At 75.1% G+C, this 26,463-nt stretch carries 29 protein-coding genes; 8 read left to right on the top strand and 21 right to left on the bottom strand.

Going from position 1 to position 26,463, the window contains the following annotated elements:
- Nucleotides 1-96: 96 nt before the first annotated feature.
- Nucleotides 97-1,932, top strand: a complete 1,836-nt coding sequence (malQ, locus tag QOZ86_RS15950) for a 4-alpha-glucanotransferase (RefSeq protein ID WP_284492968.1) — start codon at nt 97-99, stop codon at nt 1,930-1,932.
- A gap of 91 nt (nt 1,933-2,023) precedes the next feature.
- Here the strand turns inward: malQ and QOZ86_RS15945 are convergent, their stop codons facing one another.
- Nucleotides 2,024-2,224, bottom strand: a complete 201-nt coding sequence (locus QOZ86_RS15945; RefSeq protein WP_284492967.1) for an LPXTG cell wall anchor domain-containing protein — start codon at nt 2,222-2,224, stop codon at nt 2,024-2,026.
- A 118-nt stretch (nt 2,225-2,342) separates the two neighbouring features.
- Between QOZ86_RS15945 and QOZ86_RS15940 the strand changes: the two genes are divergently transcribed.
- The 4 genes from QOZ86_RS15940 (at nt 2,343) to QOZ86_RS15925 (ending at nt 4,031) form a co-directional block, all read left to right on the top strand.
- Nucleotides 2,343-2,672, top strand: coding sequence for a hypothetical protein (locus QOZ86_RS15940; protein ID WP_284492966.1), 330 nt, complete (start codon nt 2,343-2,345; stop codon nt 2,670-2,672).
- A gap of 78 nt (nt 2,673-2,750) precedes the next feature.
- The gene (locus QOZ86_RS15935) at nt 2,751-2,951 is read left to right on the top strand and encodes a hypothetical protein (protein WP_284492965.1); all 201 of its coding nucleotides are present in this window, start codon (nt 2,751-2,753) and stop codon (nt 2,949-2,951) included.
- Between the two features lie 70 nt (nt 2,952-3,021).
- Nucleotides 3,022-3,261, top strand: a complete 240-nt coding sequence (locus QOZ86_RS15930; protein ID WP_284492964.1) for a hypothetical protein — start codon at nt 3,022-3,024, stop codon at nt 3,259-3,261.
- Entirely contained in the window at nt 3,249-4,031 is a 783-nt protein-coding gene (locus tag QOZ86_RS15925; RefSeq protein WP_284492963.1) for a DUF998 domain-containing protein, read from the top strand. The genes QOZ86_RS15930 and QOZ86_RS15925 overlap by 13 nt, the downstream gene beginning before the upstream one ends.
- A gap of 193 nt (nt 4,032-4,224) precedes the next feature.
- On the opposite strand, the gene QOZ86_RS15920 is transcribed toward QOZ86_RS15925, so the two are convergent.
- Nucleotides 4,225-4,971, bottom strand: a complete 747-nt coding sequence (locus QOZ86_RS15920; RefSeq protein ID WP_284492962.1) for an SDR family oxidoreductase — start codon at nt 4,969-4,971, stop codon at nt 4,225-4,227.
- Between the two features lie 62 nt (nt 4,972-5,033).
- On the opposite strand from QOZ86_RS15920, the gene QOZ86_RS15915 reads away from it, so the two are divergent.
- Nucleotides 5,034-5,414 carry an HAD family hydrolase gene (locus QOZ86_RS15915; RefSeq protein WP_284492961.1) on the top strand — a complete coding sequence of 127 codons (381 nt, stop codon included), beginning with the start codon at nt 5,034-5,036 and terminating at the stop codon, nt 5,412-5,414.
- 14 nt (nt 5,415-5,428) lie between these two features.
- Entirely contained in the window at nt 5,429-6,973 is a 1,545-nt protein-coding gene (locus QOZ86_RS15910) for a helix-turn-helix domain-containing protein (RefSeq protein WP_284492960.1), read from the top strand.
- Between the two features lie 79 nt (nt 6,974-7,052).
- Here the strand turns inward: QOZ86_RS15910 and QOZ86_RS15905 are convergent, their stop codons facing one another.
- The 3 genes from QOZ86_RS15905 to QOZ86_RS15895 all read right to left on the bottom strand — a co-directional run bounded on the left by QOZ86_RS15905 (nt 7,053) and on the right by QOZ86_RS15895 (nt 10,535).
- On the bottom strand, nt 7,053-7,811 hold the full coding sequence (locus tag QOZ86_RS15905) for an SDR family NAD(P)-dependent oxidoreductase (RefSeq protein ID WP_284492959.1): 759 nt from the start codon (nt 7,809-7,811) through the stop codon (nt 7,053-7,055).
- Between the two features lie 91 nt (nt 7,812-7,902).
- Nucleotides 7,903-8,661 (bottom strand): DUF5995 family protein, encoded by a 759-nt coding sequence (locus QOZ86_RS15900; protein ID WP_284492958.1) that lies wholly within the window; start codon nt 8,659-8,661, stop codon nt 7,903-7,905.
- Nucleotides 8,662-8,669: 8 nt separating this feature from the next.
- Nucleotides 8,670-10,535 carry a PucR family transcriptional regulator gene (locus QOZ86_RS15895; RefSeq protein ID WP_284492957.1) on the bottom strand — a complete coding sequence of 622 codons (1,866 nt, stop codon included), beginning with the start codon at nt 10,533-10,535 and terminating at the stop codon, nt 8,670-8,672.
- Between the two features lie 337 nt (nt 10,536-10,872).
- On the opposite strand from QOZ86_RS15895, the gene QOZ86_RS15890 reads away from it, so the two are divergent.
- Nucleotides 10,873-11,877: an oxamate carbamoyltransferase subunit AllH family protein gene (locus QOZ86_RS15890; RefSeq protein WP_284492956.1), complete on the top strand. Its 1,005-nt coding sequence runs from the start codon at nt 10,873-10,875 to the stop codon at nt 11,875-11,877.
- Between the two features lie 9 nt (nt 11,878-11,886).
- Here the strand turns inward: QOZ86_RS15890 and QOZ86_RS15885 are convergent, their stop codons facing one another.
- The 16 genes from QOZ86_RS15885 to rpoZ all read right to left on the bottom strand — a co-directional run bounded on the left by QOZ86_RS15885 (nt 11,887) and on the right by rpoZ (nt 26,412).
- Nucleotides 11,887-12,375 (bottom strand): SSI family serine proteinase inhibitor, encoded by a 489-nt coding sequence (locus tag QOZ86_RS15885; protein ID WP_284492955.1) that lies wholly within the window; start codon nt 12,373-12,375, stop codon nt 11,887-11,889.
- Between the two features lie 50 nt (nt 12,376-12,425).
- Nucleotides 12,426-13,292 carry an ATP phosphoribosyltransferase gene (gene hisG, locus QOZ86_RS15880; RefSeq protein WP_284492954.1) on the bottom strand — a complete coding sequence of 289 codons (867 nt, stop codon included), beginning with the start codon at nt 13,290-13,292 and terminating at the stop codon, nt 12,426-12,428.
- Between the two features lie 93 nt (nt 13,293-13,385).
- The gene (locus QOZ86_RS15875) at nt 13,386-13,649 is read right to left on the bottom strand and encodes a phosphoribosyl-ATP diphosphatase (RefSeq protein WP_284492953.1); all 264 of its coding nucleotides are present in this window, start codon (nt 13,647-13,649) and stop codon (nt 13,386-13,388) included.
- Nucleotides 13,646-14,173: a 6,7-dimethyl-8-ribityllumazine synthase gene (gene ribH / locus QOZ86_RS15870; protein ID WP_284492952.1), complete on the bottom strand. Its 528-nt coding sequence runs from the start codon at nt 14,171-14,173 to the stop codon at nt 13,646-13,648. The genes QOZ86_RS15875 and ribH overlap by 4 nt, the downstream gene beginning before the upstream one ends.
- A gap of 97 nt (nt 14,174-14,270) precedes the next feature.
- Complete coding sequence (locus QOZ86_RS15865) at nt 14,271-15,590, bottom strand: bifunctional 3,4-dihydroxy-2-butanone-4-phosphate synthase/GTP cyclohydrolase II (RefSeq protein WP_284492951.1); 1,320 nt, start codon at nt 15,588-15,590, stop codon at nt 14,271-14,273.
- On the bottom strand, nt 15,587-16,210 hold the full coding sequence (locus QOZ86_RS15860; RefSeq protein ID WP_284492950.1) for a riboflavin synthase: 624 nt from the start codon (nt 16,208-16,210) through the stop codon (nt 15,587-15,589). The genes QOZ86_RS15865 and QOZ86_RS15860 overlap by 4 nt, the downstream gene beginning before the upstream one ends.
- Before the next feature lies 1 nt (nt 16,211).
- Nucleotides 16,212-17,315: a bifunctional diaminohydroxyphosphoribosylaminopyrimidine deaminase/5-amino-6-(5-phosphoribosylamino)uracil reductase RibD gene (ribD, locus tag QOZ86_RS15855; protein WP_284492949.1), complete on the bottom strand. Its 1,104-nt coding sequence runs from the start codon at nt 17,313-17,315 to the stop codon at nt 16,212-16,214.
- Complete coding sequence (rpe, locus tag QOZ86_RS15850; RefSeq protein WP_284492948.1) at nt 17,312-17,983, bottom strand: ribulose-phosphate 3-epimerase; 672 nt, start codon at nt 17,981-17,983, stop codon at nt 17,312-17,314. Before rpe ends, ribD begins: the two co-directional genes overlap by 4 nt.
- A gap of 188 nt (nt 17,984-18,171) precedes the next feature.
- Nucleotides 18,172-19,557 carry an RsmB/NOP family class I SAM-dependent RNA methyltransferase gene (locus QOZ86_RS15845; protein ID WP_284492947.1) on the bottom strand — a complete coding sequence of 462 codons (1,386 nt, stop codon included), beginning with the start codon at nt 19,555-19,557 and terminating at the stop codon, nt 18,172-18,174.
- Nucleotides 19,554-20,534 carry a methionyl-tRNA formyltransferase gene (gene fmt / locus QOZ86_RS15840; protein WP_284492946.1) on the bottom strand — a complete coding sequence of 327 codons (981 nt, stop codon included), beginning with the start codon at nt 20,532-20,534 and terminating at the stop codon, nt 19,554-19,556. Before fmt ends, QOZ86_RS15845 begins: the two co-directional genes overlap by 4 nt.
- Complete coding sequence (gene def, locus QOZ86_RS15835; protein WP_284492945.1) at nt 20,483-21,016, bottom strand: peptide deformylase; 534 nt, start codon at nt 21,014-21,016, stop codon at nt 20,483-20,485. Before def ends, fmt begins: the two co-directional genes overlap by 52 nt.
- Nucleotides 21,013-21,267, bottom strand: coding sequence for a hypothetical protein (locus QOZ86_RS15830; RefSeq protein ID WP_284492944.1), 255 nt, complete (start codon nt 21,265-21,267; stop codon nt 21,013-21,015). Before QOZ86_RS15830 ends, def begins: the two co-directional genes overlap by 4 nt.
- The gene (locus QOZ86_RS15825) at nt 21,264-23,225 is read right to left on the bottom strand and encodes a primosomal protein N' (protein WP_284492943.1); all 1,962 of its coding nucleotides are present in this window, start codon (nt 23,223-23,225) and stop codon (nt 21,264-21,266) included. The genes QOZ86_RS15830 and QOZ86_RS15825 overlap by 4 nt, the downstream gene beginning before the upstream one ends.
- A 129-nt stretch (nt 23,226-23,354) precedes the next feature.
- Complete coding sequence (metK, locus tag QOZ86_RS15820; RefSeq protein WP_284492942.1) at nt 23,355-24,572, bottom strand: methionine adenosyltransferase; 1,218 nt, start codon at nt 24,570-24,572, stop codon at nt 23,355-23,357.
- A 147-nt stretch (nt 24,573-24,719) separates the two neighbouring features.
- Nucleotides 24,720-25,961: a bifunctional phosphopantothenoylcysteine decarboxylase/phosphopantothenate--cysteine ligase CoaBC gene (gene coaBC, locus QOZ86_RS15815; RefSeq protein ID WP_284492941.1), complete on the bottom strand. Its 1,242-nt coding sequence runs from the start codon at nt 25,959-25,961 to the stop codon at nt 24,720-24,722.
- A 187-nt stretch (nt 25,962-26,148) separates the two neighbouring features.
- Nucleotides 26,149-26,412, bottom strand: a complete 264-nt coding sequence (gene rpoZ, locus QOZ86_RS15810; protein ID WP_014376157.1) for a DNA-directed RNA polymerase subunit omega — start codon at nt 26,410-26,412, stop codon at nt 26,149-26,151.
- Nucleotides 26,413-26,463 lie beyond the last annotated feature (51 nt).

Raw genomic sequence — 26,463 nt, 5'->3', positions numbered from 1 at the left:
CGGGTGCGGGCAAGCCGGCACCCGCGGCCACCGGACGAGACCAGCGCCACGCCGGCCCGAACTGCGGGCGCACCGCACCCCGGCGAGGATCGCGGGGTGACGACGAAGCCGACCACCGACGACTGGGGCATCGATGCGAGCTGGCTGGACGCGCTGGACGAGGAGCACCAGGTAGCCCAGGAGACGATCGACGCGCTGCGGGCGGTCATCGGCGAGCCGCCGGCCGCCCTCGACGACCGGGCACCCATCGTCGCCCGCCCCGGCGACGCGCTCGAGGTGGACGAGGCCGACGTCGTCTGCGAGGACGGCGAGGTCCGGCACATCGACGGCGAGCTGCCCGCCGACTTCCCGCTCGGCTACCACTGGCTGCAGTCGCCGGAGGGCCACCGCCGGCGACTGATCGTCTCCCCGGGCCGTTGCTGGCTGCCCGAGGACCGCGCGTGGGGTTGGGCGGTGCAGCTCTACGCCGCCCGTGGCAGGGACAGCTGGGGCATCGGCGATCTGGGCGATCTGCGGACCATCCGGCGGATGGCCGCCGAGCAGGGCGCGGGGTTCGTGCTGATCAACCCGTTGCACGCCGTGGCGCCGATCCAGCAGCAGGAGGCGAGCCCCTACCTGCCGGCCACCCGCCGGTTCCGGAACCCGATCTACCTGCGGGTGGGCGAGGTGCCCGGTGTCGACGGCGTCGACCTGGAGGAGGACGCCGGACGCGCACTCTCCGAAGGGCCGCTGATCGACCGGGACGCGATCTGGGCCCGCAAGCGCGAGGTGCTCATGCGGATCTTCTTCGCCCACGGCGGCGGGGAGGCGTTCGCCCGGTGGCGCGAGGAGCAGGGTCGGACGCTGCAGGACTGGGCGACCTGGGCGGCGATCACCGAGGAGCACGGTGCCGACTGGCACACCTGGCCGGCCGAGCTGCGCCGGCCCGGCGGCCCCGGCGTCGCCGCCTACGCCGAGCAGCACGGCGCCGTCGTGGCCTTCCACGCCTGGCTGCAGTGGGCGCTGGAGCTGCAGTTCACCGCCGCCACCGACGGCATGACCGTCGTCCAGGACCTGCCGATCGGTTTCGCCGGCGGCGGTGCCGACGCCTGGGCGTGGCAGGAGGTGCTGGCCGACGGCGTGAGCGTCGGCGCACCGCCGGACGCGTTCAACTCGGCCGGCCAGGACTGGGGCTCCCCGCCGCTGATCCCGTGGCGGTTGCGCGACGCCGACTACGAGCCGTTCATCCAGTCGATCCGCGCCACGATGGCCGGCGCGGGCGGCCTGCGGATCGACCACGTCATGGGCCTGTTCCGGCTCTGGTGGGTGCCCTCGGACGGCAGTGCCGCCGACGGCGCCTACGTCCGCTATCCCGCCGAGGACCTGCTGAACATCGTCGCCCTGGAGAGCCACCGGGCACAGGCGCTGGTGGTCGGCGAGGACCTCGGCACGGTCGAGGAGGGAGTCCGGGAGGCCATGGCCGAGCACGGCATGCTCTCCTACCGGCTGCTGTGGTTCGAGGACGACGACCCGGCGGAGTGGCCCGCCGAGGCCATGGCGGCGATCACCACCCACGACCTGCCGACCGTGGCCGGACTGTGGACCGAGGCCGACGTCGACGAGCAGCGCGAGTTCGGCACGGGCACCGACGAGGAGCTCGAGCGCGGGCGGAACTCGCTGCTCGAGCACCTGCCCGGGCTCTCCGACGACGCGAGCGTCGAGCAGGCGGTGCAGCGGGCCCACGAGCTGCTGGCGGCAGCGCCGTCGCTGCTGCTCTCGGCGACGCTGGACGACGCCCTCGGTGAGCAGCGCCGGCCGAACATGCCCGGCGCGGGTGAGCGACCCAACTGGTCGCTGCCGCTGCCGGTGCCGGTGGAGGACCTGCCGGGGCACCCGCTCCTGCAGTCGGTCGCCCGCACCCTGACCGACGGGATGGCCGGTCCCGCGAGCTGATCGGCCCGGTACGACGACGCCGGAGGCCGGCCCCGCATGCGGGGACCGGCCTCCGGTCGTGCGCGCGGGGTCCGGTGACACCGCAGGGCGGTCAGTCGGTGCTCGCCGACCGTCGGCGCCCGAAGACGAGCGCCGTCGCGCCGGCCGCGGTCAGCAGCCCGGCGAGGCCCAGCTTCGCGCCGACCTCGGTGCCGGTGTAGGCCAGCGACCCGCCCGTGAGGTCGTACCTCGGGCTCTTCCCGGAGCCGCAGCCGGAACCGCTGCCGTCCCCGGGTCTTGCGAGGGATGTCACTACCGCGCTTCCTGTGGCGGTAGCGGCTTCCTGTGGCGGTAGCGGCCGATCACCCGCCGGCGGTGACTCGTCGAACGTGTGTTCGACCGTCGTGCGACACTCGGGCGTGGCCGGCGGGATGAATCGGGGTAGGTCGGGACGCTCGCTGGGCGACCGGGCGGCGAGCTCCGGCGTCCCGGGAGACCGCGTTCCCGGCTTCTCCGAGGCGCCCCCGCGGTACGGACCCGTGGCGGGCGCGGCGCCCGCCGGCACCGGCGACGGCAAGGACGGCCGGCACTGCTGGGTGCACGACCCACCGGAGACCCCCGGCACCTGGCCGGGACTGCTCGTGGAGTGGCGGCGGCGGGACGACGGCTGGCAGGGCCGGGTCGTCTACACCCTGCCCCGGCCGCACGGACCGGCGCTCGTCGAGGCGTGGTTGCCGGCGGCCCGGTTGGAGCCGAGGTGATCGTCCTCCCGGTTAGGGCGTGCCATGCGCGGCTATGGCCCGTGGCGACCGCATCCCGATCGACCGGAGGACGCCACCATGACCGAGTCCCACGACCGCCCGACCCTCGACGACGTCATCGAGCCCCAGGAGTCCGCGCCGCGCGACCGGCAGGAGCACGCCAAGGACCCGCACCTCAGCGACGAGGCCCTCGAGCACCGCACGGAGCACGAGCGCCAGGCCGTGGGGTCCGACGACGCGAACCCGGCCGGCGCCGACGTGCACTCGGCCACCGACTGAGCGCCGTGCACCCCGGGCGGCGCGCTCCCGGCGGCTGCGCTCCGGGAGCGGGCCGCCCGCGGTGCAGCTCGTGCCCCGGCTGACCGCCGGCGACGTCGCGTGCTGGGTGCTCGAGACGTCCACACCGCCGGCGCAGCTCTCGCCCGACTGGTCCGCCGGTCACGACGGGCTGGTCATCCGGTGCGTCCGGCCCTGCTACCGCCTCGGGCTCATGGCCGCCGGGAGCAACCCGTCGTGGCTGACGGCCGGCCGGTTCGCCGCGGTCCTGGCCCGGATTCCCAGGAACGGCCTGGGACCATGGGTGCCGTGACTGCCACACGTCTCCGTTGGGGTGCCCTGGCCTGGGTGCTGACCCTGCAGTTCTTCGTGGTGGAGGCGCTGGCCGAGGCCCGCTACACCGCCCCGTACTCGCGGGTGGGCGACGTGATCAGTGCCCTGGGCGCGGCCGACTCCGCCGCCCGGCAGCTGATGAACGCCTCGTTCGTGGTCCAGGCGGCTCTCATCCTCGGTGGGGCCCTCCTGCTGCGCCCGGCGCTGCGCGGCGGCGCGGCCCGGGCGGTGCCGGCGCTGCTCGGCGCCGCCGCCCTGGGGGTGCTGCTGGTCGGGGTCTTCCCCACCGACGGCAACGGCACGGTGCACGCCATCGGCGCCTTCCTCTACCTGGTGGGGGGCGGGCTCGGTCTGGTGGCCCTCGCCTACGCCGTACGACCGCACTCGGAGGCGCTGGGCACGACCGTGGTGCTGCTGGGCATGGTCGCGATCGCGGCAACGGTCTTCTTCCTGGCCGGCGTGACCGGTTACCTGGGCGAGGGGGGCACGGAACGGGCCGCGGCCTATCCCCTCCCCCTCGCCCTCGCGCTCACCGGGGGGGCGCTGTGGTGGATCGACCGCCGTGGCGAGGAGGCCCCCGACTCGACGTCGCTGCGGGCCGAACGGGCACGGGAGCAGGCGCGCCGCGCCGAGCAGGCCCGTGCGCGCGACACCGCGCTGGATACGGCCACCCGGCGGCACGACGGCGCCGGGGAGAGCGACGACATCGACCCCGAGGACCCCTGGGCCGCCACGAGCCGACGCGACTGATCCCCGCGCAGCCGTCGGTCTCCACGCGCAGCACGTCGGACACCGGACGTCGGCCACTGTGCGCCGCTCCCGTGCCGACGAGGTCGCGGTCGCCCATCCGCAGGAGCACCTGCAGATGCCTCCCCATCGCCGCCCTCCGTCGGCACCCCCGCCCGGGCATCCACCCCGCGGACAGCCGCCGACCCGGCGCTGCTCAACCGCGCAGGTACTCCGCCCAGGTGCGCCGGCCGTGCTCGCCGCGGTGCGGGAGGACCCCGCCGTCCCGCACCGCCGACCCCAGCCGGCCCGGCATGGGCGTGGCGAGCACGTGAGCGGCCGGGGCGCGCACGGCCGCCCACGACCTGGCCAGATCGGCCACCGAGAGCTCCTCGGGGCCGCTGAACTCCACGACTCCGCCGGCAGGCGGGGCGGCCATCAGCCCGGTGAGGTGCGTGGCTGCGTCCGTGACGTCCACCGGCCGCGCGCGCCACCCCATGGGCACCGGCAGCAACCGCCCTCGCCGGGCGGTGTCCAGCAGCTCGTCGACGAAGTCGTGGAACTGGGTGATGCGCACGACGGTGAGCGGGAGCCCGGATGCCAGCAGCACCTGCTCGGAGGCGTACTTGGCCCGGTAGTAGCTCAGTGGGACGCGGTCGACCCCGACGATCGAGACGTGCACGAGGTGGCGCAGCCGGGAGCGGTCGACGGCCTCCACCAGCCGCCGGGCGCCGGCGACGTCGACCTCCCACGGATTCCCGCGCGGATCGCTCGCCGCGTGGACGATCACCTCCGCACCGGCCAGCGCCGGCCCCAGGTCCCGGCCGGTGGCGAGGTCGCCGCGAACCCCACCGGGTCCGGCGCCCCGGCGGGACATCTGCCGTACCCGGTGCCCGGCGTCCCGCAGCTGCGGTACCAGCACCCGTCCCAGCCGGCCGGTACCGCCGGTGACCAGTACCTCCATGCGAGCAGTGTGCCCCGGGCCGGCGCCCCGGCGCACGGCCACACCGGGCAGCATGTGGCGTCATGGCGGTCCGCGGCGTGCTGTTCGACTGGCGCGGCACGCTCGCCGTCACGCCGGACGAGGAGGACTGGGTCGCCACCGCGCTGCACCGGACCGGCCGCCCGGCCTTCGCCGCCGCCGGCCTGGACGGGCTGGTGGACGTCCTCACCCTCTCCTCCGAGCAGGGCGTGCAGAAGCCCGGGCCGCGCATGTTCACCCGCACGCTGGCGGCCCTGGGGTGCAGCCGGCCGACGCGCCCATGGTCGGCGACCGCTCGGGTCCGGACGGCGGAGCCGTGGAGATCGGCACCCCACCCTGCTGCTGCGCCGCTGACCGGCCCCGACGATCGGCGGCTGGACCGGGTGCTGGCGCTGTGCGGTCACCCGGACCGATCTCACATGTGAGATAACGTGGAGCAGTGACGCTGACCGACGCGCCGACCGATGACGCCATGCGACGGATCGGAGCTCTCGTCCGGGATGCCCGGCGACACCGCGGGCTGACCCAGCAACAGCTCGCCGAGCGGCTGGGCACCAGCCAGAGCGCCGTCGCCCGGATCGAGCAGGGCAGCCAGAACCTCACCCTGGAGTTCCTCGGCCGGCTGTCGGCCGCACTGGACAGCGAGCTGATCAGCCTGGGCCCGGCCGGGCCGGCCCACCTGCGCGTCACCGGGGGGCGGCCACTGCGCGGACGGGTGGCGGTGAAGTCGTCGAAGAACGCCGCGGTGGCGCTGCTCTGCGCGGCGCTGCTCAACCGCGGCCGGACCACCCTGCGCAACGTGTCGCGCATCGTGGAGGTCGAGCGGATCCTCGACGTGCTCCGGTCGATCGGCGTGGCGGCGACCTGGGACGAGCACGGCCACGACGTCACCCTCGTCGTCCCCGACGAGCTGGACCTCGACGGCGTCGACGCCGATGCCGCCCGGCGCACCCGCAGCATCATCATGTTCCTGGGTCCCCTGCTGCACCGGGCCCGCACCTTCTCGCTGCCCTACGCCGGCGGCTGCGACCTGGGCACCCGCACGGTGCAGCCGCACATGATCGCGCTGCGCCCCTTCGGTCTCGACGTGGAGGCGCACGCCGGCGAGTACCGGGCGACCGTCGACGGGCCGGCCGCCGCCGACCGCACGATCGTGCTGACCGAGCGCGGGGACACCGTCACCGAGAACGCGCTCCTGGCGGCCGCCCGCACCGACGGCACGACGACCATCCGCAACGCCAGCTCCAACTACATGGTCCAGGACCTGTGCCTGTACCTGCAGCTGCTCGGTGTCGGCATCGAGGGCCTGGGGACGACGACGCTGGTCGTGCACGGCCGCCCGGCGCTCGAGGCCGACGTCGACTACACCATCAGCGAGGACCCGGTCGAGGCGATGAGCCTGCTCACCGCCGGCATCGTCACCGGCTCCGAGCTGACCGTGGAGCGGGCGCCGGTGGAGTTCCTCCAGGTGGAGCTGGCGGTGCTGGCCGAGATGGGGCTTCGCTTCGAGCTGTCGGCTGAGTACCTGGCCGCCAACGGGCACACCAGGCTGGCCGACGTCACCATCCGGCCGTCGGAGCTGCACGCGCCGATCGACAAGGTCCACCCGATGCCGTTCCCGGGCCTGAACATCGACAACCTGCCGTTCTTCGCGGTGATCGCCGCCCAGGCGCAGGGGTCGACCCTCATCCACGACTGGGTGTACGACAACCGGGCGATCCACCTCTCCGACCTCACCCGGCTCGGTGCCGACGTGCGGTTGCTCGACCCGCACCGCGTCCTGGTCACCGGCCCCACCCGGTGGTCGAGCGCCGAGGTCGTCTGCCCGCCGGCCCTTCGCCCCGCCGTCTGCATCCTGCTGGCCATGCTCGCGGCCAAGGGCACGTCGGTGCTGCGCAACGTCGACATCATCGCCCGCGGCTACGAGCAGCTCTACGAGCGGCTGGTCGAGATGGGCGCCGACATCGAGGTCTTCCGCGACTGAAGAAGGACCACTCTTGCCCCGCGCCTCGCACGCTCGGCGCGGGACCCTGAAGGGTGGCCGTTGCATCACCTCACCGGGCTCACCGCTCCTGGTCGGTGGGGCGGACCAGTACCTCGTTGACGGCGACGTGCGGGGGCTGGCTGACGACGTAGCAGACCGCCCGGGCGATGTCGTCGGCGCGCAGCGCCCGCATGCTCGCGTGCATCTTCTCCGAGGCGGTCTTCGCCTCGGGCTGGGTGATGTGCGAGGTGAGCTCGGTGGTGACCGCACCCGGTTCGACGAGGGAGATCCGCACTCCGCGACCGGTGACCTCCTGGCGCAGCGACTCGCTGAAGGCGTTCACCGCCCACTTGCTGGCGTTGTAGACCCCGGCACCCTTGCGCGCGGTGCGCCCGGCGACGCTGGACATGTTCACGATGTCGCCCGAGCCCTGCTCGAGCATCCCGTCGATCGCCGCGGAGGTCATGTACAGGACGCCCATGACGTTGGTCTGGATCATCCGCCGCCAGTCCTCGGGGTCGGCGCCGGCGATCGTGCCCAGCAACATCACCCCGGCGTTGTTCACCAGGACGTCCAGGCCCCCCAGCTCCTGCCGGGTGCGGGCGACTGCGTCGGTGCAGGCCTGCTCGTCGGTGACGTCGAGGGCCAGCTGCAGCACCGTGGCCCCGCTGTCGCGCAACCGGCCGGCGAGCGCGTCCAGCCGGTCGGTACGCCGGGCACCGACGGCGACGGCGGCACCCGCCGCGGCGAGCGCGACCGCGGTGGCCTCACCGATGCCCGACGACGCCCCGGTCACCAGGGCGACCTTCCCGGCGAGTGGACGAGCTGGCTCGGTCATGCGGAACCCTCCTTCGCGCCGCCCGGTGCAGCGCACCGCTCCACCCTCTCCCCGGCGGCACGCCCCCGCCTCCGGAACGGCGCGTCCCCGGTCACCCCGGCCCGGTGGGTGCCGACCCGAGCGTGACCCCGAAGCCGTGGACGGCCAGCCGGATGAGCACCGGGCCCGGCCGCAGCAGGTCCTGCACCCGGTCGGTGGCCGCCCGCTCGAGCTCGGCGAGCCGGCGCGCGCAGGCCTCGGCGCTCTCCACCCGGGCGGCGTGCAGCGCGGAGGTGTTGGCCCACACCTTGCGCCGGGATTCCCGCAGGAGGAGCCGGCTCGCCCGCCGGTTGACCGGTGCCAGCACGCGGTCCACCCGGGTCCGGCGACCACCGGCCCGTTCCAGCGCCACGTCCTCCGCGGCCACCCGGGCAGCCAGGACGCCGTCGATGCGCTCGTGGTCCCGACGCCGGCGCGCGAGCACACCTGCGTCGGCGAAGTCCCGCGGTGGGATGACCCGCAGCAGCGACTGCGGCAGGTCCAGGTTGATGTGCGCGTTCATGCCCAGGAGCACGTGCGCCTCGGGCGGGAGCGCGGGGTCGGCCCCGAACGCCAGCCGCCACGGCCCGGGCACCGCGGCCTGGTCGTGCCGGTGCGCCTCCAGGGCGTCGAGGTACAGCTCGGCGAAGTCGACGTCCCAGTCCGACACCCACCCTGGATCCTCGAACAGCCCGGCGTCGAGAGCCGCTCCCACCGCACGGGTCGTGCGCAGGTAGGTGCCGAGGAAGTGCCGGGCGGGGTCGGCGGCACGCTGGAGCGGCTCGAGCAGCTCGGTCATCCGGGCGACGAGTGCGTCGACGGCAGCGGTCACGCCCGTGCTCAGAGCAGCGCGTCGAGCCCGTCGTCCGACCCCAGTGCCATGCCCGCGTCCAGCGGCGGCCGCGCCGGCTGGTCGAGCCCGCGCATGCGGGCGGCGTGCAGGGCGAGCAGCAGGTTCAGGCGGAGCGTCGGATCGGTGGTGAACGGCCCGAGGATCCGCTCCAGCTTGCCGATCCGGTAACGCATGGTGTTGTAGTGGAAGTGCAGCCGGCGGGCGGACTCGGCGACGTTGAGGTTGGTCTCCAGCAGCACCCGCAAGGTCTCCCGCAGGTCGGCGGAGTCGGCGTCGACCGCGTCGGCCAGCGGGCCGAGCACCTCGTCGACGTAGGAGCGCAGCTCGCTGCTGTCCGGGATGAGCGACAGCAGCCGGAACACCCCCAGCTGGTCGAAGTGCGTCACCGCCGTTCCGCCGTGGATCTCCTGCCCGACCCCCAGCGCGCGCTGCGCCTGACGGTGGGCCTCGGCGAGCCCGGGCAGCGAGCCGGCGGGGCGGCCGATGCCGGTGCCGAGCAGGCGGCCCACCCGGCGCAGCCGGCCGTTGACCCGTGCGGTGACCGCCGCCACCAGCGCGGAGAGCTCCTCCGGTGTGCGCCCGTCCAGCGGCAGCAGCGTCACGATCTCGGTGGCCAGCCCCGCGACGGCGGCGCCGGCCACCTCGGACTCCAGCGCGGCGCGCCAGCCGTCGGCCAGCCGGTCCAGCACGTCCAGGGCCCTCGTGGGGGCGACCACGGCGTCGGCGACCGTCTCGGTGGCGGTCACCAGTACCGCCACCGGGCCGTCCAGCCGCCAGCCGAACGAGCGGGTGTAGGCCAGGGTCCGCTCGGTGTGCCCGACGGCCCCGCCGACCAGCCGGCGCACCAGGTCGCCCTGGAAGCGCAGCTCGACCGAGTGCACCGCCTGCAGCCGGATCACCGACAGCGCGGCGATCACCGCGGCGCGCTCCAGCACACCGCCGGCACCGAGGAGCATCGCACCGGTGCGGTGCACGGCCACCAGCCAGCCGTGCCGCTGGTCACCGGCCATGATCGGCGCCACGGCGTACTCCCCCACGCCGCCGGGCAGCTCGTGGTGGCCGGGAACCAGCAGGATGCCGTCCGCGGGAGAGAGGTCGGCATCCAGGTCGGCGGGCGTCACGACGGTGCGGTCGGCACGGACCCCGGAGAGCCGGAGCGAGGGCGCCATGGTGGCGAGGGCGTCGTCGGCGGCGGCGTCCAGCAGCCAGAGCCAGTCGCTGATCTCCGCGACGTCGTCCGCGGGCCCGGCACTGGTGACGACCTCGCGATCGGGCCCCAGGCCCAGGACGGCGGTCCCCTCCAGCATCACGGCCAGCCGCTGGGTCACCTCGGCCAGGCCACCGCCGGTGAGGGCGACCCCGATGAACTCGTCGTCCATGCGCGAGGACAGCTCGAGCGCCTGACCCTGCTTGGCGACGACGGTGCCGAGCACCCCGGAGACGATGTCGTCGAGCCGGGTGGTCGGCGGGAGGGCGAGCACGGGCAGGCCCCGCCGGTCGGCCTCGGCCAGCACCTCGCCGGGCACGGCGGGCGGCCCGTCGGTGCGCCGGAAGGCCAGCGCCGCCGTGCCCATGGAGTCCAGCCGGTCGACCAGTGCCCGGTAGCTGGCCGGGTCCGCCGGCGGGAGCCGCGCACCGAACACGACCAGGACGCCGGGCCCGGCCGCCGCCAGCGGCTCGGCCGGATCGTCGACCACCATGTGCCGGATGGTCCGGCCCAGCCCGGCCGCTCCGGCCGCCACGGTGCAGCCGGACAGCACGGACAGCCCGAGGGCCTCCTCCACGGTCAGGCCCATGCGCTGCTGCCAGCTGGTCCGGTCGTCACGGGGCTCGGCGCGCGGCGACTCGTCCACGGCCCAGTTGCGACGGAACGGTGCGGTTCCATTACTGTGAGTAGAGGCACCGAGTGCCGAGTCACTCCGCGTCACGAGGCATCCCCTTCTCCGTCGTCGTCCAGGGTGCCATACCGCAGGATCCTGTCAGGTGTCCCCGGACGCCGCACCCCATTCTTGGCGAGATCCGCCATAAGAGGGCGTGCGACGCGCCGCTTAGGTTCGACCCGATCCACCCGCTCGCTGGATGGTAGGCGCTCCTCCGGGACGCCGCGCACCGTCCCCGGCGAAGGGTGGATCGAGCGACGGAGCGTCGATCCGCCGGCGTCCGTTCGTCCCGACGGATGGAGGGCGACCCATGCGCGCGATCGACGACACCGAGGTCCGGTCCAGTCCGGATGAGGCCACCGCACCGCGCGGCCGCGCCACCCTCGCGGGCGTTCCCACGATCCCGCTCCCCCGCGAATCGGCGCGGGCCACGGCCCGGAGCGCCCCCGCCGCGAAGTGCGCGTCCGCGGTGCCGGCCGCGGCGAGCACCGGCGTCGCCCACCTCCTGCGCGGGCCGGTCCGCCCGGCGCGCGTCCTGCTCACCGGGCCGGCCGCGGTCTACGTGCAGGTCGCCGGCGAGCGTGGCGGCGACGTCGTCGGTGTGCTTACCAGCGACGCCGCCCGCCTGCCCCTGGGCTGCGTCCTCTTCCGGCCCAGCAACGGCCGCCCGCTGGTGGGCCTGCCCCCCGGTGCCCCGGCCGAGGTGGGCGGCGGACGGATCGTCATCGGCGAACTGGCCGTCAGTGCGGCCGCCTGGTGGAATCCCCGCCCCCGGCTGCCCGGGGGACGACCGGCGCTGCTGCCCGAGGGCGTCCGGCAGCTGCGGAACACGCTCTACGGGGAGGGCATGCCGCACAGCGCCTTCACCCTGCCGGGCCTGCCGACCGGTCCCGGGGGCCCGCTGGCCGCGCTGCGTGGAGCGGTGCGCCGGGCCGACCTGGAGGCGGCGCTGCGGACCGCCACCAGGCTCATCGGGCTCGGCCCCGGGCTCACCCCGGCCGGGGACGACGTCATGGCGGGCACCATCGCGGGGCTGGTGCTGCTCGGGCACCCGGCCGCGGAGCGGTTCGCCGCGGGCGTCTGCTCCCTGGCGGCCGGCCGCACCACCGAGCTGTCCCGGGCGCTGCTCGCGCACGCGGCCGCCGGCCGGGTGAGCGGCGAGTACGCCGCGGTGCTGCGGGGCCTGGTCGGTGAGCGACCGCTGGCGCCGGCGATCGAGCGGCTGCTGGCCACCGGCTCGACCAGCGGCCGGGCGATGGCCCTGGGGCTGTCCACGGCGATCGACCTGGTGGACCGCACGGCGCACGAGCGCTGACGCCGCGGCTCAGCCCAGCGGTTCCACGCCCACGGGCACCGGCAGGACGGGGCCGAACGAGTCCCACTGGGAGATGAGGCAGCCGTCCACCCGGGACAGCTCGAGGTCGACCGGTTCCCCGCGCCACCGACCCGTGATGTGTGCGGTCTGCGGGCCGCCGTACTGCTGGCTGCACATCTGGTCCTCGGGCAGCGGCGCGAACGGTTCCGTCATGCCGTCCAGGTGCGCGCAGGCGTCCTCCGCCCGGGGGTGGGTGCCCTCGACGAACCCCACGCAGGTGAGCGTCCAGGTCTGCGGGGCCACGCCGTCGCCGAGGTCGACCTCGATCCGCAGGTCGTTCTCCGCCTGGGAGATCCCCGAGCCGCTGCCGGCGTCCGGGACGGCGCCGCCGGACCCCGCCACCGCGCCGTCGGCGCTGTCGGGCGCGGGGTCGGCCGAGGCACAGCCACCGATCACGACCGCCGACGTGAGAAGCAGCAGAGGCAGCAGACGTCGCATGACGGTCCGACGAACGGAGCCGGCGAAAAGTTGCCCGGAAGGTACCGGGCTCAGATCCGGGAGGCGTGGATGCTGGTGACCAGGATCGCCCGGGCGCCCAGTTCCCACAGCTCGTCCATCACGCGGTTGGTGTCGGCCTTGGCCACCATGGCGCGCACCGCCGACCACCCCGGCGTCTGCAGCGGGCTCACCGTCGGCCCCTCGATGCCCGGCGTCACCGCCGTCGCCTTCTCCAGCAGCTCGTTGGGGCAGTCGTAGTCCAGCATCACGTACTGCCGGGCCACCAGGACCCCCCTCAGCCGGCGCCGGAGCTGGGCGACGGCGGGGATCTCCTCAGCGCCCTGCCTCCGCACCAGGACCGCCTCGCTGGTGAGCACCGGGGCACCGATGATGTGCAGCCCGGCGGCCCGCAGGGTCGTCCCGGTCTCCACCACGTCGCAGACCGCATCGGCGACCCCGAGCCGGCAGGCGGTCTCCACCGCGCCGTCCAGCTTCACCACGCCGGCGCTGATCCCCGCGTCGTCGAGGAAGCGCTGGAGCAGGACCGGGTACGCGGTGGCGATCCGCTTGCCGGCCAGCTGGTCGACCCGCTCGATCTCGGACCCGACCGGGGTGGCGAACCGGAACGAGGAACGGCCGAATCCCAGCGGCATGACCTCGACGGCGGCCGGCCCCTCCCCGTCCCCGGGTGCGGTCTCCAGCAGCATGTCCCGGCCGGTGATGCCGACGTCCAGCGTGCCGGCCGCCACGTACACCGCGATGTCGCGTGGCCGCAGGTAGAAGAACTCGGTGTCGTTGTCGGGGTCGAAGACCGCGAGGTCCTTGGTGCTGCGTCGCTGGCGGTATCCGCTCTCGGCGAGCATCTCCGCCGCCGGCTCGCTCAGCACACCCTTGTTCGGCACAGCGACGCGCAGCACTCGAGGTCTCCTCGGACGTGAGATGACAGGGCGGCCCCGCTGCAGGGCCCCGCCGCGAGCGCAGCGAGCGGTGGGGGGCAGCGGGGTCCTTCTTCAGAGGTGAGCGTAGACGTCGTCGAGCGTCAGGCCCCGGGCCAGCATGAGCACCTGCACCCGGTAGAGCAGTTGGCTGATCTCCTCGGCGGTGCGGTCGGCGCCCTCGTGCTCGGCGGCCATCCAGGATTCGGCGGCCTCCTCGACGACCTTCTTGCCGGCCGCGTGGACCCCGTCGCGCACGGCGGTGACGGTCCCCGACGACGGGTCGCCGGCAGCGACCTTCCCGGCGAGCTCGGCGAACAGGGTGTCGAAGGTCTTCACGAACGGGCCTCCCGGCCGGCGGGGGTCACGGAGAAGCCGGTCTGCCGCTGCGGTCCCCGCAGCTCGCGGAGCACGAGCGCGGTCTGCAGCGCGGCGATCGTCGCCGCCCAGCCCTTGTCCTCGGCCGACCCCGGGAGGCCGGAGCGGTCCCGCGCCTGCTGCTCGTCGTCGGTGGTGAGGACCCCGTTGCCGACCGGCTTGCCGGCGTCGAGGGCCACCCGGGTGAGCCCGGCGGTCACCGAGTCGCAGACGTATTCGAAGTGCGGGGTGCCGCCGCGGATGACCACGCCCAGCGCCACGACGGCGTCGTGCCGCTCGGTGAGCGCCTGGGCGACCACCGGCAGTTCGACCGCACCGGGCACACGCACCACGATCGGCGCGACGACGCCGGACGCCCCGGCCGCAGCGAGCGCCCGGTCCAGCAGTGCGCCGGTGATCTCGGCGTGCCAGGTGGTGGCCACGATGCCGAGCGTGAGCCCCGCCGCGTCGACCGGCTCGGCCTCCGGTGCGCCCGCCCCGCTCACGAGTCCTCCTCGCTGTCCCCCGCAAGCGGGAGGTGCCCCCAGCTCGTCGTCCGCGTCAGCGGCGCTGCTGCGTTCCCTGGTGAAGCCGCAAGCTCTTTCACTGCGGCTGCTCGTTCCGGCCGAGTAGTACGTCGGTGCCGGGCACGGTGATCGTGCCCGGGGCGTCCGCGGGCCCCGACTCGGTTTCCGGCTCGATGATGTCCAGCAGGTGCCCCATCCGGTCGCGCTTGGTGCGCAGGTAGCCCAGGTTCTCGGCGGTGACGTGACTCGGCAACGACACCCGGCCGAGGACCCGCAGCCCGTAACCCTCGAGCCCGGCCCGCTTCGCCGGGTTGTTGGTGAGCAGCCGCATGGTCCGGACGCCCAGGTCGACGAGGATCTGCGCGCCGGTGCCGTAGTCGCGGGCGTCGGCGGGCAGCCCCAGGTCGAGGTTGGCGTCGACGGTGTCGGCGCCCAGGTCCTGCAGCTGGTAGGCCTGCAGCTTGTGCAGCAGGCCGATGCCGCGGCCCTCGTGCCCGCGGATGTAGAGCACCACGCCACGGCCCTCCCGGGCGACGGCGGCCAGCGCCGCCTGCAGCTGTGGCCCGCAGTCGCAGCGCAGCGAGCCGAAGACGTCGCCGGTGAGGCACTCGGAGTGCACCCGCACCAGCACGTCCTCGCCGTCGCCGATCTCGCCGTAGACGAAGGCCACGTGCTCGCGCTCGTCGTAGGAGCTGCGGTACCCGACGGCGGTGAAGGTGCCGGGGGTCAGCGGCACGATCGCCTCGGCCACCCGCTCGACCAGCTTGTCGAACCGCTTGCGGTAGGCGATCAGGTCGGCGATGGAGACCAGGCAGAGGTCGTGCTCGTCGGCGAAGACCCGCAGCTCCTCGCTGCGCGCCATGCCGACCGGGTCCTTCTCGCTGACGATCTCGCAGAGCACGCCCGACGGGCGCAGGCCGGCCAGGAGCGCCAGGTCGACGGCGGCCTCGGTGTGGCCGGGGCGGCGCAGCACCCCGCCGTCACGGGCCCGCAGGGGCACGACGTGGCCGGGCCGGGCCAGGTCGCCCGAGGTGGTCTCCGCGGCGGCCAGGGTGCGGATGGTGTGCGCGCGGTCGGCCGCGGAGATGCCGGTGGTGACGCCCTCGCGGGCGTCCACGGTCACCGTGTAGGCGGTGCCGAGCCGGTCCTGGTTCACCCGGTGCATGGGCGGCAGGTCGAGCCGATCTGCATCGGCCTCGGTGACCGCCACGCAGACGTAACCGGACGTGTACCGGACCATGAAGGCGACGAGCTCGGGGGTGGCCAGCTCGGCGGCGAAGATCAGGTCGCCCTCGTTCTCGCGGTCCTCGTCGTCGACGACGACCACCGGGCGACCGTCCTTGATCGCGGCGATGGCGCTCTCGATGGAGTCCAGCCGGGTACGGGGCTCGCTCATCGGCGGGCCTCCAGCAAGCGTTCCACGTACTTGGCGATCACGTCGACCTCCAGGTTGACGGGCTCCCCCGTGGCGCGCGCGCCGAGCGTGGTCTCGCGGAGGGTGGTGGGGATGAGGCTGACCTCGAACCAGGGCTCGGGATCGGCAGGAGCGCTGACCGCGCTGACGGTCAGCGAGACGCCGTCGACGGCGATGGAGCCCTTCTCCACGACGTAGCGGCCGAGCTCGGCGGGGAGCGCGATGCGCACGACCTCCCAGTGCTCGCCGGGCGTGCGGGACACGATCCGGCCCACGCCGTCGACGTGGCCCTGCATCAGGTGCCCCCCGAGCCGGGTGTGCGGGCTGACGGCGCGCTCCAGGTTGACCGGAGCGCCGTCGGTGACCGAGCCGAGGCTGCTGCGGCGCAGCGTCTCGGCCATCACGTCGGTGGTCCAGACACCGGCGCCGCCGGCGTCCGGCTGCACGCCGGTGACGGTGAGGCAGACGCCGTTGACCGCGATGGAGTCGCCCAGCGAGACGTCGGTCAGGACGGTGCGGGCGCGGATGCTCAGGACGGCGGAGTCGCCCTGGTCCTCCCGGCCGGCCAGGGTGCCCACCTCTTCGACGATGCCGGTGAACACCTCAGCTCCCTCCGTCCGTGCCGTCCCCGCTGGTGCGGGTGCCCCCACCAGTGTGCCGGGTGGGATGCAGCCGGATCTGCACGTCCCCGCCCAGGGGGGTGAGATCGGCGACCGAGAGGGACAGCGCCGAGCCGATCGCGCTGATTCCCAGGTCGCCCACCAGGGACGGCCCGGTCCCCAGCAGCTTCGGGGCGAGGTGGACGACGGCCTCGTCCACCAGCCCGGCGCGGAGGAACGCCGCGGCAAGCGTGGGCCCGCCCTCGAGCAGCACGCGGCGGACGTCCCGGGCGAACAGCTCGGCCAGCAGCTCCGCCGGCTCCGCGGCGCGGCTGATCAGGGTGCGAGCGGCGTCGTCCAGCACCCGGGCGGTGGCCGGCAGCCGGTCCCGGCGGTCGACGACGACGCGCAGCGGCTGGCGTGCGGCATCGCGGCCGTCGGCGTCCCGGACGGTGAGCTGCGGGTCGTCGGTGAGCGCGGTGCCCGAGCCGACGACGACGGCGTCGCAGCCGGCGCGCAGCCGGTGCACCTCGGCGCGCGCCTCCGGCCCGGTCACCCACCGGCTGCTGCCGTCGGCGGCGGCCACCCGCCCGTCGAGGGTGGCGGCGACCTTCCAGATCACGTACGGGCGCTGCTCGCGGACGCCGGTCAGCCAGCCGGCCAGCGCACCGCGCTCGGCGGCCTCCTGCTCGACGCCGACGACGACGTCGACGCCGGCCGTGCGCAGCCGCTCGGCTCCCCCGCCGGCGAGCTCGGTCGGCTCCGGCACGGCGACGACGACCCGGGCGATACCGGCGGCGAGCAGCGCGTCGGCGCACGGCCCGGTGCGGCCGGTGTGCGCGCACGGCTCCAGGGTGACGACGGCGGTGCCCCCGAGTGCGCCCGCACCGGCCTGGGCCAGCGCGCGCACCTCGGCGTGCGGCCCGCCTGGCGGGGCGGTCGCCCCCTCCCCCGCGACCCTGCCGTCGGCCGCCAGGACGACGGCGCCGACGGCCGGGTTCGGACTGGTCGTGCCGAGCACGGTCGCGCCCAGCTCGCGGGCGCGCCGCATGGCGCTGGACTCGCGCGCCGGGATGCTCGCGGCCGCCTCGGCGGGTGCGACGTTCACCCGGTCATCGCCGCGGCGGCCTGCGCGCGCAGCGCGGCGATCGCCTCGGCGGGATCGTCGGCGCCGTAGACGGCCGACCCGGCGACGAACATGTCGACGCCGGCCTCGGCGGCCTGCTCGATGGTGTCGGCGTTGATGCCGCCGTCGATCTCGACCAGCAGCCGGAGCTCTCCGGCGTCCACCAGTTCCCGGGCACGGCGCACCTTCGGCAGCACGTCGGCGATGAAGGACTGGCCGCCGAAGCCGGGCTCCACGCTCATCACGAGCAGGGTGTCGAAGTCGCGCAGGACGTCGAGGTGGTCCTCCAGCGGCGTGCCGGGCTTGATCGCCAGGCCGGCCAGTGCCCCGGCGGCCCGGATGTCGCGGGCCACCGCGCGCGGGTCGCGGCAGGCCTCGGCGTGCACCGTCACGTTGCGGGCCCCGGCCTCGGCGTACCCGGGCGCCCAGCGCTCCGGGTCCTCGATCATCAGGTGGCAGTCCAGCGGCACGGGGCTCACCCGCTGGATCGCCTGGACGACCGGCAGGCCGAGGGTCAGGTTGGGGACGAAGTGCGCGTCCATGACGTCGACGTGCAGCCAGTCGGCGGCGGCCACGCGGGCCACCTCGTCGGCGAGGCGGGCGAAGTCCGCGGACAGCAGGCTGGGCGCGATCAACGGTTGCCGGGACACGTCCGCCGAGTCTAGGCGGATCGCGATCACCGACGTGCCGCCTCCCGGCCGGGACCCCGGGGCATGCGACCGGTCCACCGTCCTCGCCACGGGGTCGCCGACCTCACGGTGCAGCACGAGGTCGGCGACCGTGCCGCGCGGGTCGCGCGCCGTCAGGAACCCCGACCGACACGTGAGGACCCGGCGGGTCAGCGGGTGCGGCGGAGCAGCGCCATGAACATGGCGTCGGTGCCGTGCCGGTGCGGCCACAGCTGCCCGTGGTCGCCGCGGGCGATGTCCGGCACCTCGGGGAACAGCGGGGCCACCGGCAGCACCTCGACGTCGTCCCGCGCGGCCGCCGCCTCGATCACCGCGACGGTCTCGGCGGTGTGCGGTGAGCAGGTCACGTAGGCGACGACGCCCCCCACGCGGGCCGACCGGAGAGCGCTCTCCAGCAGCCGGGTCTGCAGCTCGGCCAGCGGAGCGACGTCGTCGGCCGTCCGTCGCCAGCGCACCTCGGGGCGCCGCCGCAGAGCGCCCAGCCCGGTGCACGGTGCATCCAGGAGCACCCGGTCGAACGAGCCGGGCGCCCACGGCGGCTGCGTGCCGTCGGCGGCCAGCACCTCGGTGTCCTGTTCGTCGCGCAGCGCCTGCCGGACCAGTTCTGCGCGGTGCGGCGCACGGTCGGCGGCGGTGAGGCGCACGCCGTCGGGCCGCGTCGCGGCCAGCAGCCCGGACTTGCCGCCCGGGCCGGCGCACATGTCCAGCCACGCCGTCTCCGGGCCCTCGAGCGGCGCACGGGTGAGCAGCAGCGCGGCGAGCTGGCTGCCCTCGTCCTGCACGGCCGCGCGGCCCGAGCGCACCGACGCCAGCCGGCCGGGGTCTCCCCCGCCCAGCCGGACCGCGTACGGCGACCAGGGGCCGGGCTCGCCCCCGGACTCGGTCACCAGCTCATCGCGGTCCATGCGCCGCGCGACGAGGTGAACCTCCGGCGCGGCGTCGTCGGCCAGCAGCGCGGACTCCAGGTCCTCGTCGCCACCGAGCGCATCCCGCCAGGCGTCGACGATCCAGCGAGGGTGGTCCGTGGCCAGCGCCAGCCGCTCGTCCGCCCCGGCTGCCAGCGCCTCGAGCCACGCGGCCCGGTCCCCGCCGGCGGCGACCTTGCGCAGCACCGCGTTGACCAGGCCCGACGCGCCGGTGCCGACGATCGCGCGGGTGAGGTCGACGGTGGTGTCGACAGCGGCGTGCGACGGAACCCGGAGGTCGACGATCTGGTAGGCGCCGAGCCGCAGCAGGTCCAGCACCCGCGGGTCCAGCTCGGCCAGCGGGCGGGACACCAGCCCGGTCAGGATCGCGTCCAGCGTGCCCCGGGCGCGCAGCGCGCCGTAGGCCAGCTGGGTGGCGAAGCCGGCGTCCCGCGGGTCGAGCTGCCGCTCGCGCAGCAGCTGCGGCAGGAGCAGGTTGGCGAACGCCTCCCGGGAGGAGACGGCGTCGAGAACGTCGTAGGCGGTCAGCCGGGCGCCGTCGAGGACCGGACGCCGCGTCGCGGGATGCCGGCGCCCATTCCGGCCGCCCTTCCGCGGTGGGCGGGTCACGCGCCGCCCAGCCGCTCGCCCGGGGCCGGTCGCGCGCCACGCGCCCAGTCGGCGGCGGGGATCATCCGCTTGCCGGCCGGCTGCACGAGGTCCAGCCGCACTCCACCGCTACCCGTCCCGACGTAGACCCCACCGGAGTCGACCAGCACCTCGCCGGCGGCCGGCGACGGGCCGTCGGGCAGCGGCGAGACCGGCCCCAGGCGCATGCGTTCCCCCCGCCACGTCGTCCACGCCCCGGGCGCCGGCGTCACGCCGCGGACCCGCCGGTCCACGACGTGCGCGGGCAGCGCCCAGTCGACACGGGCGTCGGCGGCCTCGACCTTCGGCGCGACGCTGATCCCGTCGGCCGGCTGCGGCCGTGGCTCGACCACGCCGGCGGCGATGCCGTCCAGCGTGGCCACGAGCAGGCCGGCGCCGCTGCGGGCCAGCCGGTCGAGCAGGTCGCCCGCGGTGTCGCGGGGCCTGACGGCTTCGGTGAGCGTGCCGAACACCGGGCCGGTGTCCAATCCCGCCTCCAGCAGGAAGGTGGACGCCCCGGTGACCTCGTCGCCGGCCATGAGCGCGTGCTGCACGGGTGCCGCACCGCGCCAGGCGGGCAGCAGGGAGAAGTGCAGGTTGACCCAGCCGTGCCGCGGCAGATTCAGCGCGGCCTGCGGCACCAGTGCGCCGTAGGCGACGACCGGCGCGCAGTCGACGGCGAGGTCGACCAGTTGTCGGAGGAACTCCGGCTCCCGCGGCGACCGCGGCTGCAGCACCGGGATGCCCGCCGCGTCGGCGCGCTCGGCCACCGGGGAACGGCTCACCTGCCGGCCCCGGCCGGACCGGGCGTCGGGGCGGGTGAGGACGGCGACGACCTCGTGATCGGACGCCAGCAGCGCCTCCAGCGAGGGAACGGCGGGTGCCGGCGTGCCGGCGAACAGGAGCTTCAGTGCGGGCTCACCTTCATGACGGGGAGGTAGCCGCCCTCGCCGGCCCACTCCGCGGTCCGGATCTCGGCGAGCGCTAGCTCGCGGGCGGCCTCGCCGAGCCGGTCGACGAACAGGACGCCGTCGAGGTGGTCGGTCTCGTGCTGGATGGCACGAGCCAGCAGTTCCGACCCCTCGACGCGGAGAGGGTCACCGTGCAGGTCCCAGCCGGAGGCGACCACGTGCAGGTGCCGGCGGCAGTCGTACCGCAGGCCGGGGATGGACAGGCACCCCTCGGGCCCGTCCTGCTCCTCCTCCCCCACCGCGGCGACGTCGGGGTTCACCAGGTGGCCGACATCTCCGTCCACGTGCCAGGTGAAGACGCGCAGGCCGACGCCGATCTGCGGCGCGGCCAGACCTGCGCCGCCGGCGGCCAGCATGGTGTCGGTCAGGTCGGCGACGAGCTGCCGGAGCTCCCTGTCGAAGTCCACGACCGGCGCCGCGGACCGGTGCAGCACCGGGTCGCCGTACAGCCGGATCGGGGTCACGCTCACCCGTCGATCGTAGTAGAAGGGCCCCTCGGCCCCCCGCCGCTCGCAAACTCGCGACGGGCCCCTGCCGAGGGGCCATCAGCGTCGGCCAGCGCGGCCCGCACGGCGGCGGCCACGTGCAGCGCCGTCGTCGGGAAGGCCGGCACGTCGACGTCGTCCGGCCCGATGAGCAGCTCGATCACGGTGCACCCGAGCACCACACCCTGGGCGCCGCGGGCGACCAGCCGGCCGACCTTCTTCGCGTGGGTCCTCACACCAAGTCGAGCGGGTCCAGCTGGACGCGCACGTGCTCGGGCACCTTCTTCGCGCTGCGCACGCCCTGCACCTCCGCCAGCGCATGCGCCAGGGCGGCCCCACCGGCGCGTGGCACCCGCACCAGGTACCGCTCCCGCTCGCCGTCCTGCCCGGGCCGGGGCCGCTCCGGAACGGGACCGAGCAGGTCGGCGTCGGCGGGCAGCCGGGCGGTCGCCAGGAACTCGGCCAGCGCCGCCGGCGAGCCCGACAGCGACGCCATCCGGGTGACCGGCGGGAAGCCGAGCTGCCGCCGGTCGGCCAGCTCCCGCTCAGCCAGCCAGGCCGGATCCCAGCGCACCAGCGCCTGGACGACGGCGTGCGCCGCGTCCGCGGCCACGACGACCAGCCCTCCGGCAGCGGCCGGCCGGACCAGGGCGGCAGCGTTCGTCCACCGGCGCAGGGTCTCCTCCCCTGCGCGCAGGTCCGCGCGGCCCAGCAGTGCCCACGAGTCCAGCAGGAGCGCGGCGCCGTAGCCGCCGTCGGCCACGGGTTCGGCGCCGGGGGTGGCCACGACCAGCGCGGGGCCGCCCGGTACCGAGGCCAGCACACCGGAGGTGCTGCCGGAGGTCCGGACGGTCGTACCCGCGAAAGCTCGGGCGAGCTCCTCGGCGGTGCGCGACTCCCCGACCACCGCGGCGCGCAGCTTCGTCGCGTGGCAGTGCGGGCAGTCGAAGGTGGCCGCCGGGCGGGCGCACCAGCGGCAGGCCGGTATCCGGGCCCCTTCCGGGCCGGGGCGCGGCGAGATGCCCAGCGGCCCGGCGCAGTGGGCGCAGCGGGCGGGCGCCCGGCAGCGGGCGCAGGACAGGGACGGGACGTAGCCCCGCCGGGGCACCTGCACGAGCACGGGGGCGCCCGCGGCCAGTGCCTTGCGGGCGGCCTCGTACGCCAGCGAGGGCAGCCGGGCAGTGCGGGCGGCCGGGTCGCGGGCCAGTTCGAAGTCGTCCCCGAGCGCCTGCACGCGGGGCGCCGCGCTCCGCAGCACCGCGCGGTCGGCGACGAGCTCGTGCGCCCACCCGGACTCGACCAGCAGCGCGGCCTCGGCCGTGCGGGAGGTGCCGGCGACCACCGCGGCGCAGGAGTCGAGCCAGGCCCGCTGGACCAGCACGTCACGGGCGTGCGGGTAGGGCGCGTGGTCGTCGGAGTGCAGGTCGTCGCCGTCGTCCCAGACGATCACCAGGCCGAGGTCCCGGACCGGCGCGAACATCGCCGCCCGGGTGCCCAGCACGACCTGGGCGGCGCCTCGCGAGGCGGCCAGGAACCGGCGGTAGCGCAACTCCTTCGAGTCGTCGGCCCGCAGCACGGTGAACGAGTCGGCCGGCAGCAGCCGCTCGGCCGCCGCAGTGAGCCGGTCGAGGTCCTTGCCGTCGGGCACGACCACCAGTGCCCCGCGCCGGCCGGAGAGGGCGGCGCGGCACAGCTCGACGAGCCGGGTGGGCCAGTCCTCGCCGGGCAGAGCCGTCCACACCGCCCGCGCCGGACGACCCTCGGCCAACGCGGTCAGCAGCGCCGGCCCGGCCGGGTAGCGGGCGAACCCGGCCTGGTCCGGCGGTGGGGGCAGCTCCTCCGGCGTCGGCGAGGGCCGTTTCTCCGCGGCGGCCCGGCGCGGCGGCAGGGCGAGGCGGAGCACGTCGCTCGCGGTGCCGGCGTACCGGTCGGCGACCGCACGGACCAGCCGGGCGACCTGCGGCGTGAGCACCGGCTCACCGGAGGGCACGTGCGAGAGCGGCTGCAGCGCGCCGGAGAAGTCGGTGGTGTCGCCCAGCTCCCAGACGACGCCGTCGACCAGCCGGCCGTGGAAGCGGACCCGCACCCGGCAGCCGGCCTGCACGGTCTCGGCGAACTTCTCCGGCACCGCGTAGTCGAAGGGCCGGTCGAGGTGTGCCAGCGGGACATCGACGACGACCCTGGCCACCTGCACCGGACCAGTCTCCCCGCTCCCACCGACAGTCCCGCGGCCCGTCCCCGGCTCGGGACGGCTACTGGAACGGACCCGCTGCAGGGGCCCGCGCCGAGCCTGCGAGGCGTGGGGGGCAGCGGGGTCCTCTTACTACGCCCCCACGGCCGAGCGCAGCGCCTCGATGCGGTCGAGGCGCTCCCACGGCAGGTCCAGGTCGGCCCGGCCGAAGTGCCCGTAGGCAGCGGTGGGCCGGTAGATGGGCCGCAGCAGGTCGAGGTCGCGCACGATCGCGCCCGGCCGCAGGTCGAACACCGAGGTGATCGCCTTCTCCAGGACCTCGTCGGCGACGGTGCCGGTCCCGAACGTCTCCACGAACAGCCCGACCGGGTGGGCGGCGCCGATCGCGTAGGCCACCTGGACCTCGCAGCGGCGGGCCAGGCCCGCGGCGACCACGTTCTTGGCAACCCAGCGCATCGCGTAGGCACCCGACCGGTCGACCTTCGACGGGTCCTTGCCGGAGAACGCGCCACCACCGTGCCGGGCCATGCCGCCGTAGGTGTCGACGATGATCTTGCGGCCGGTGAGCCCCGCGTCGCCCATCGGGCCGCCGATGACGAACTTCCCGGTCGGGTTCACCAGCAGCCGGTGACCGGTGGTCGGCAGGCCCAGCGCGGCGAGCTCCGGCTCGACGACCAGTTCCTCGATGTCGGGGGTCAGCAGGGTCTCGATCGAGATGTCCTCGGCGTGCTGCGAGGACACGACCACCGTGTCGACGGCGACCGGCCGGTCGTCCTCGTAGACGACGGTGACCTGGGTCTTGCCGTCGGGCCGCAGGTAGGGCACCGAGCCGTCCTTGCGCACCGCCGACAGCCGGCGGGAGAGCCGGTGCGCCAGCGCGATGGGCAGCGGCATGAACTCGGGGGTCTCGTCGGAGGCGTAGCCGAACATCAGGCCCTGGTCACCGGCGCCCTGGCGGGCGATGGCGTCCTCGGTGGCCTCGGTCTGAGCCGCGAGCTCGGCCTGGGTGCGGGACTCGTAGGCGGTGTCGACGCCCTGGGCGATGTCCGGCGACTGGGCGCCGATCGACACGCTGACGCCGCAGGAGGCACCGTCGAAGCCCTTGCGCGAGGAGTCGTAGCCGATGGCGAGGACGGTTTCCCGCACGATCGCCGGGATGTCGACGTAGCCGGCCGTGGTCACCTCGCCGGCGATGTGCACCTGACCTGTGGTGATGAGGGTCTCGACCGCGACCCGGCTGCGGGGGTCCTCGGTGAGCATCGCGTCCAGGATCGAGTCGCTGATCTGGTCGGCGATCTTGTCCGGGTGGCCCTCGGTCACCGACTCGGAGGTGAAGAGACGGCGTGGCACTCGGTACTCCCTGGGACGGTAGGTGGGTGGGTGGGTGGGTGGCGGCAGAGCGGCGATGAGCGACGGCGGTGCCGCGCGCGACGTCCGTGCGGAGCACCTGGGTGCGCACGTTACCGGCGGGCTCCGGCTACGGCACCGCGGCGTACGTCAGGAGCCGGCCGGCGGGGCCAGCCGGGCGGTCACGGCGGTCCAGATGCCGGCGGCCACCGCGTCCTTGCTCCCGTGCGGCACCTCGGTGTCCGGCCCCTCGGCGGCGAGCACGACGACGGCGTTGTCGGCGCGGCCGAACACCTGCCCGGCCGAGACGTCGTTGACCACCAGCAGGTCGCAGCCCTTCCGGAGCAGCTTGGCGCGCGCGTGGGTCAGCACGTCGGCGTCGCCGTCGCCGGTCTCGGCGGCGAAACCCACGACCAGCTGACCGGGCGGCCGCTTCGTGACCAGCTCGGCCAGCACGTCGGGGTTGCGCACCAGCGCGATCGCGCTCGGCTCGCCGGCCGTGCCCTTCTTCAGCTTGGTGGCGGCGACGGTGACCGGCCGGAAGTCGGCGACCGCGGCGCTCATCACCACGACGTCGGCCATCGCCTCCCCACCCGCCCCGGCCTCGGCGAGCATGGCGGCCCGCAGCTCCTCGGCCGTCCCCACCGGGACGACGCGGACACCGAACGGCGCCGCGATCTCCACGTTCGCCGCCACCAGCACCACATCGGCCCCCCGGGCGGCGGCGACCCGCGCCAGCGCCCACCCCTGCTTGCCCGAGGACCGGTTCCCCAGGTACCGCACCGGGTCCAGCGGCTCACGGGTGCCGCCGGCGCTGATGACCACCCGTCGCCCCGTGAGGTCCCCCGGCAGCGCCGCGGCACCCCCGGCGAGCACGACGCCGGCCAGTGCGGCGATGTCGGTGGGCTCCGGCAGCCGGCCGGGCCCGGAGTCCGGGCCGGTGAGCCGGCCGATCGCCGGGGGCAGCACGACCGCGCCCCGGCGGCGCAGCGTGGCGACGTTGTCCTGGGTGGCCGGGTGCAGCCACATCTCGGTGTGCATCGCCGGGACGAAGACCACCGGGCAGTGCGCGGTGAGCAACGTGGCGGTGAGCAGGTCGTCGGCCCGGCCCATGGCGGCCCGGGCCAGCAGATCCGCGGTGGCCGGGGCGACGACGACGAGATCGGCCTCCTGGCCGATCCGGACGTGCGCCACCTCCGGCACGTCGGACCAGACGTCGGTGGTGACCGGGTTGCCCGACAGCGCCTCGAAGGTGGCCGCGCCGACGAAGTGCAGCGCGCCCGGCGTCGGGACGACCCGCACGTCGTGCCCCGCCTCGGTGAACGCCCGCAGCAGCAGCACGGCCTTGTAGGCGGCGACGCCACCGCTGACGCCCAGCACGATCCGGCTCATGACGTCATCCTCCACAACGCACCTCCGGTGTGTGACCGGAGCCTGCGGCCCTGCCCCCATAGAGCGACGCACCTCCGGTGTGTGACCGGAGCCTGCGGCCCTGCCCCTGAAGAACGAAGCCCCCGGCGGATGCCGGGGGCTTCGTCATCACTTCTGGGGTGCCGGGTTGCTGGACCTGCAGCCTCGCTCAGTTCTCGCCGGCGGTGTGGGCCAGCAGGCCCTCGTTGATCTCGCGCAGCGCGATCGACAGCGGCTTCTCCTGCGGCGCGGTGTCGACCAGCGGGCCGACGTACTCCAGCAGGCCCTCGGAGAGCTGGCTGTAGTAGGCGTTGATCTGGCGCGCGCGCTTGGCGGCGAAGATGACCAGCCCGTACTTGCTGCTGGTGCGCTCGAGCAGCTCGTCGATCGGCGGGTTGGTGATGCCCTCGGGGGCGGGTGCGACTCCGGACACGGGCGGGCGGGTCTCCTCGATCGTTCGGCGGGAGTGGGCGGCGGCCGGCGG

The sequence above is a fragment of the Blastococcus capsensis genome (genome assembly GCF_030165005.1).
In the GTDB taxonomy this organism is placed as follows: Bacteria; Actinomycetota; Actinomycetes; order Mycobacteriales; family Geodermatophilaceae; genus Blastococcus; species Blastococcus capsensis.
The sequence above is the reverse complement of the archived record's forward strand: the minus strand, read 5'-3'. Positions and strand labels throughout refer to the sequence as shown.

Coding starts and splice junctions, on each gene's coding strand:
- QOZ86_RS15925 (WP_284492963.1), top strand. CDS start 3,249: ATGGGTGCCGTGACTGCCACACGTCTCCGTTGGGGTGCCCTGGCCTGG.
- QOZ86_RS15905 (WP_284492959.1), bottom strand. CDS start 7,811: ATGACCGAGCCAGCTCGTCCACTCGCCGGGAAGGTCGCCCTGGTGACC.
- QOZ86_RS15935 (WP_284492965.1), top strand. CDS start 2,751: ATGACCGAGTCCCACGACCGCCCGACCCTCGACGACGTCATCGAGCCC.
- QOZ86_RS15890 (WP_284492956.1), top strand. CDS start 10,873: ATGCGCGCGATCGACGACACCGAGGTCCGGTCCAGTCCGGATGAGGCC.
- QOZ86_RS15915 (WP_284492961.1), top strand. CDS start 5,034: ATGGCGGTCCGCGGCGTGCTGTTCGACTGGCGCGGCACGCTCGCCGTC.
- QOZ86_RS15865 (WP_284492951.1), bottom strand. CDS start 15,590: ATGAGCGAGCCCCGTACCCGGCTGGACTCCATCGAGAGCGCCATCGCC.
- QOZ86_RS15940 (WP_284492966.1), top strand. CDS start 2,343: ATGAATCGGGGTAGGTCGGGACGCTCGCTGGGCGACCGGGCGGCGAGC.
- coaBC (WP_284492941.1), bottom strand. CDS start 25,961: ATGAGCCGGATCGTGCTGGGCGTCAGCGGTGGCGTCGCCGCCTACAAG.
- QOZ86_RS15885 (WP_284492955.1), bottom strand. CDS start 12,375: ATGCGACGTCTGCTGCCTCTGCTGCTTCTCACGTCGGCGGTCGTGATC.
- QOZ86_RS15920 (WP_284492962.1), bottom strand. CDS start 4,971: ATGGAGGTACTGGTCACCGGCGGTACCGGCCGGCTGGGACGGGTGCTG.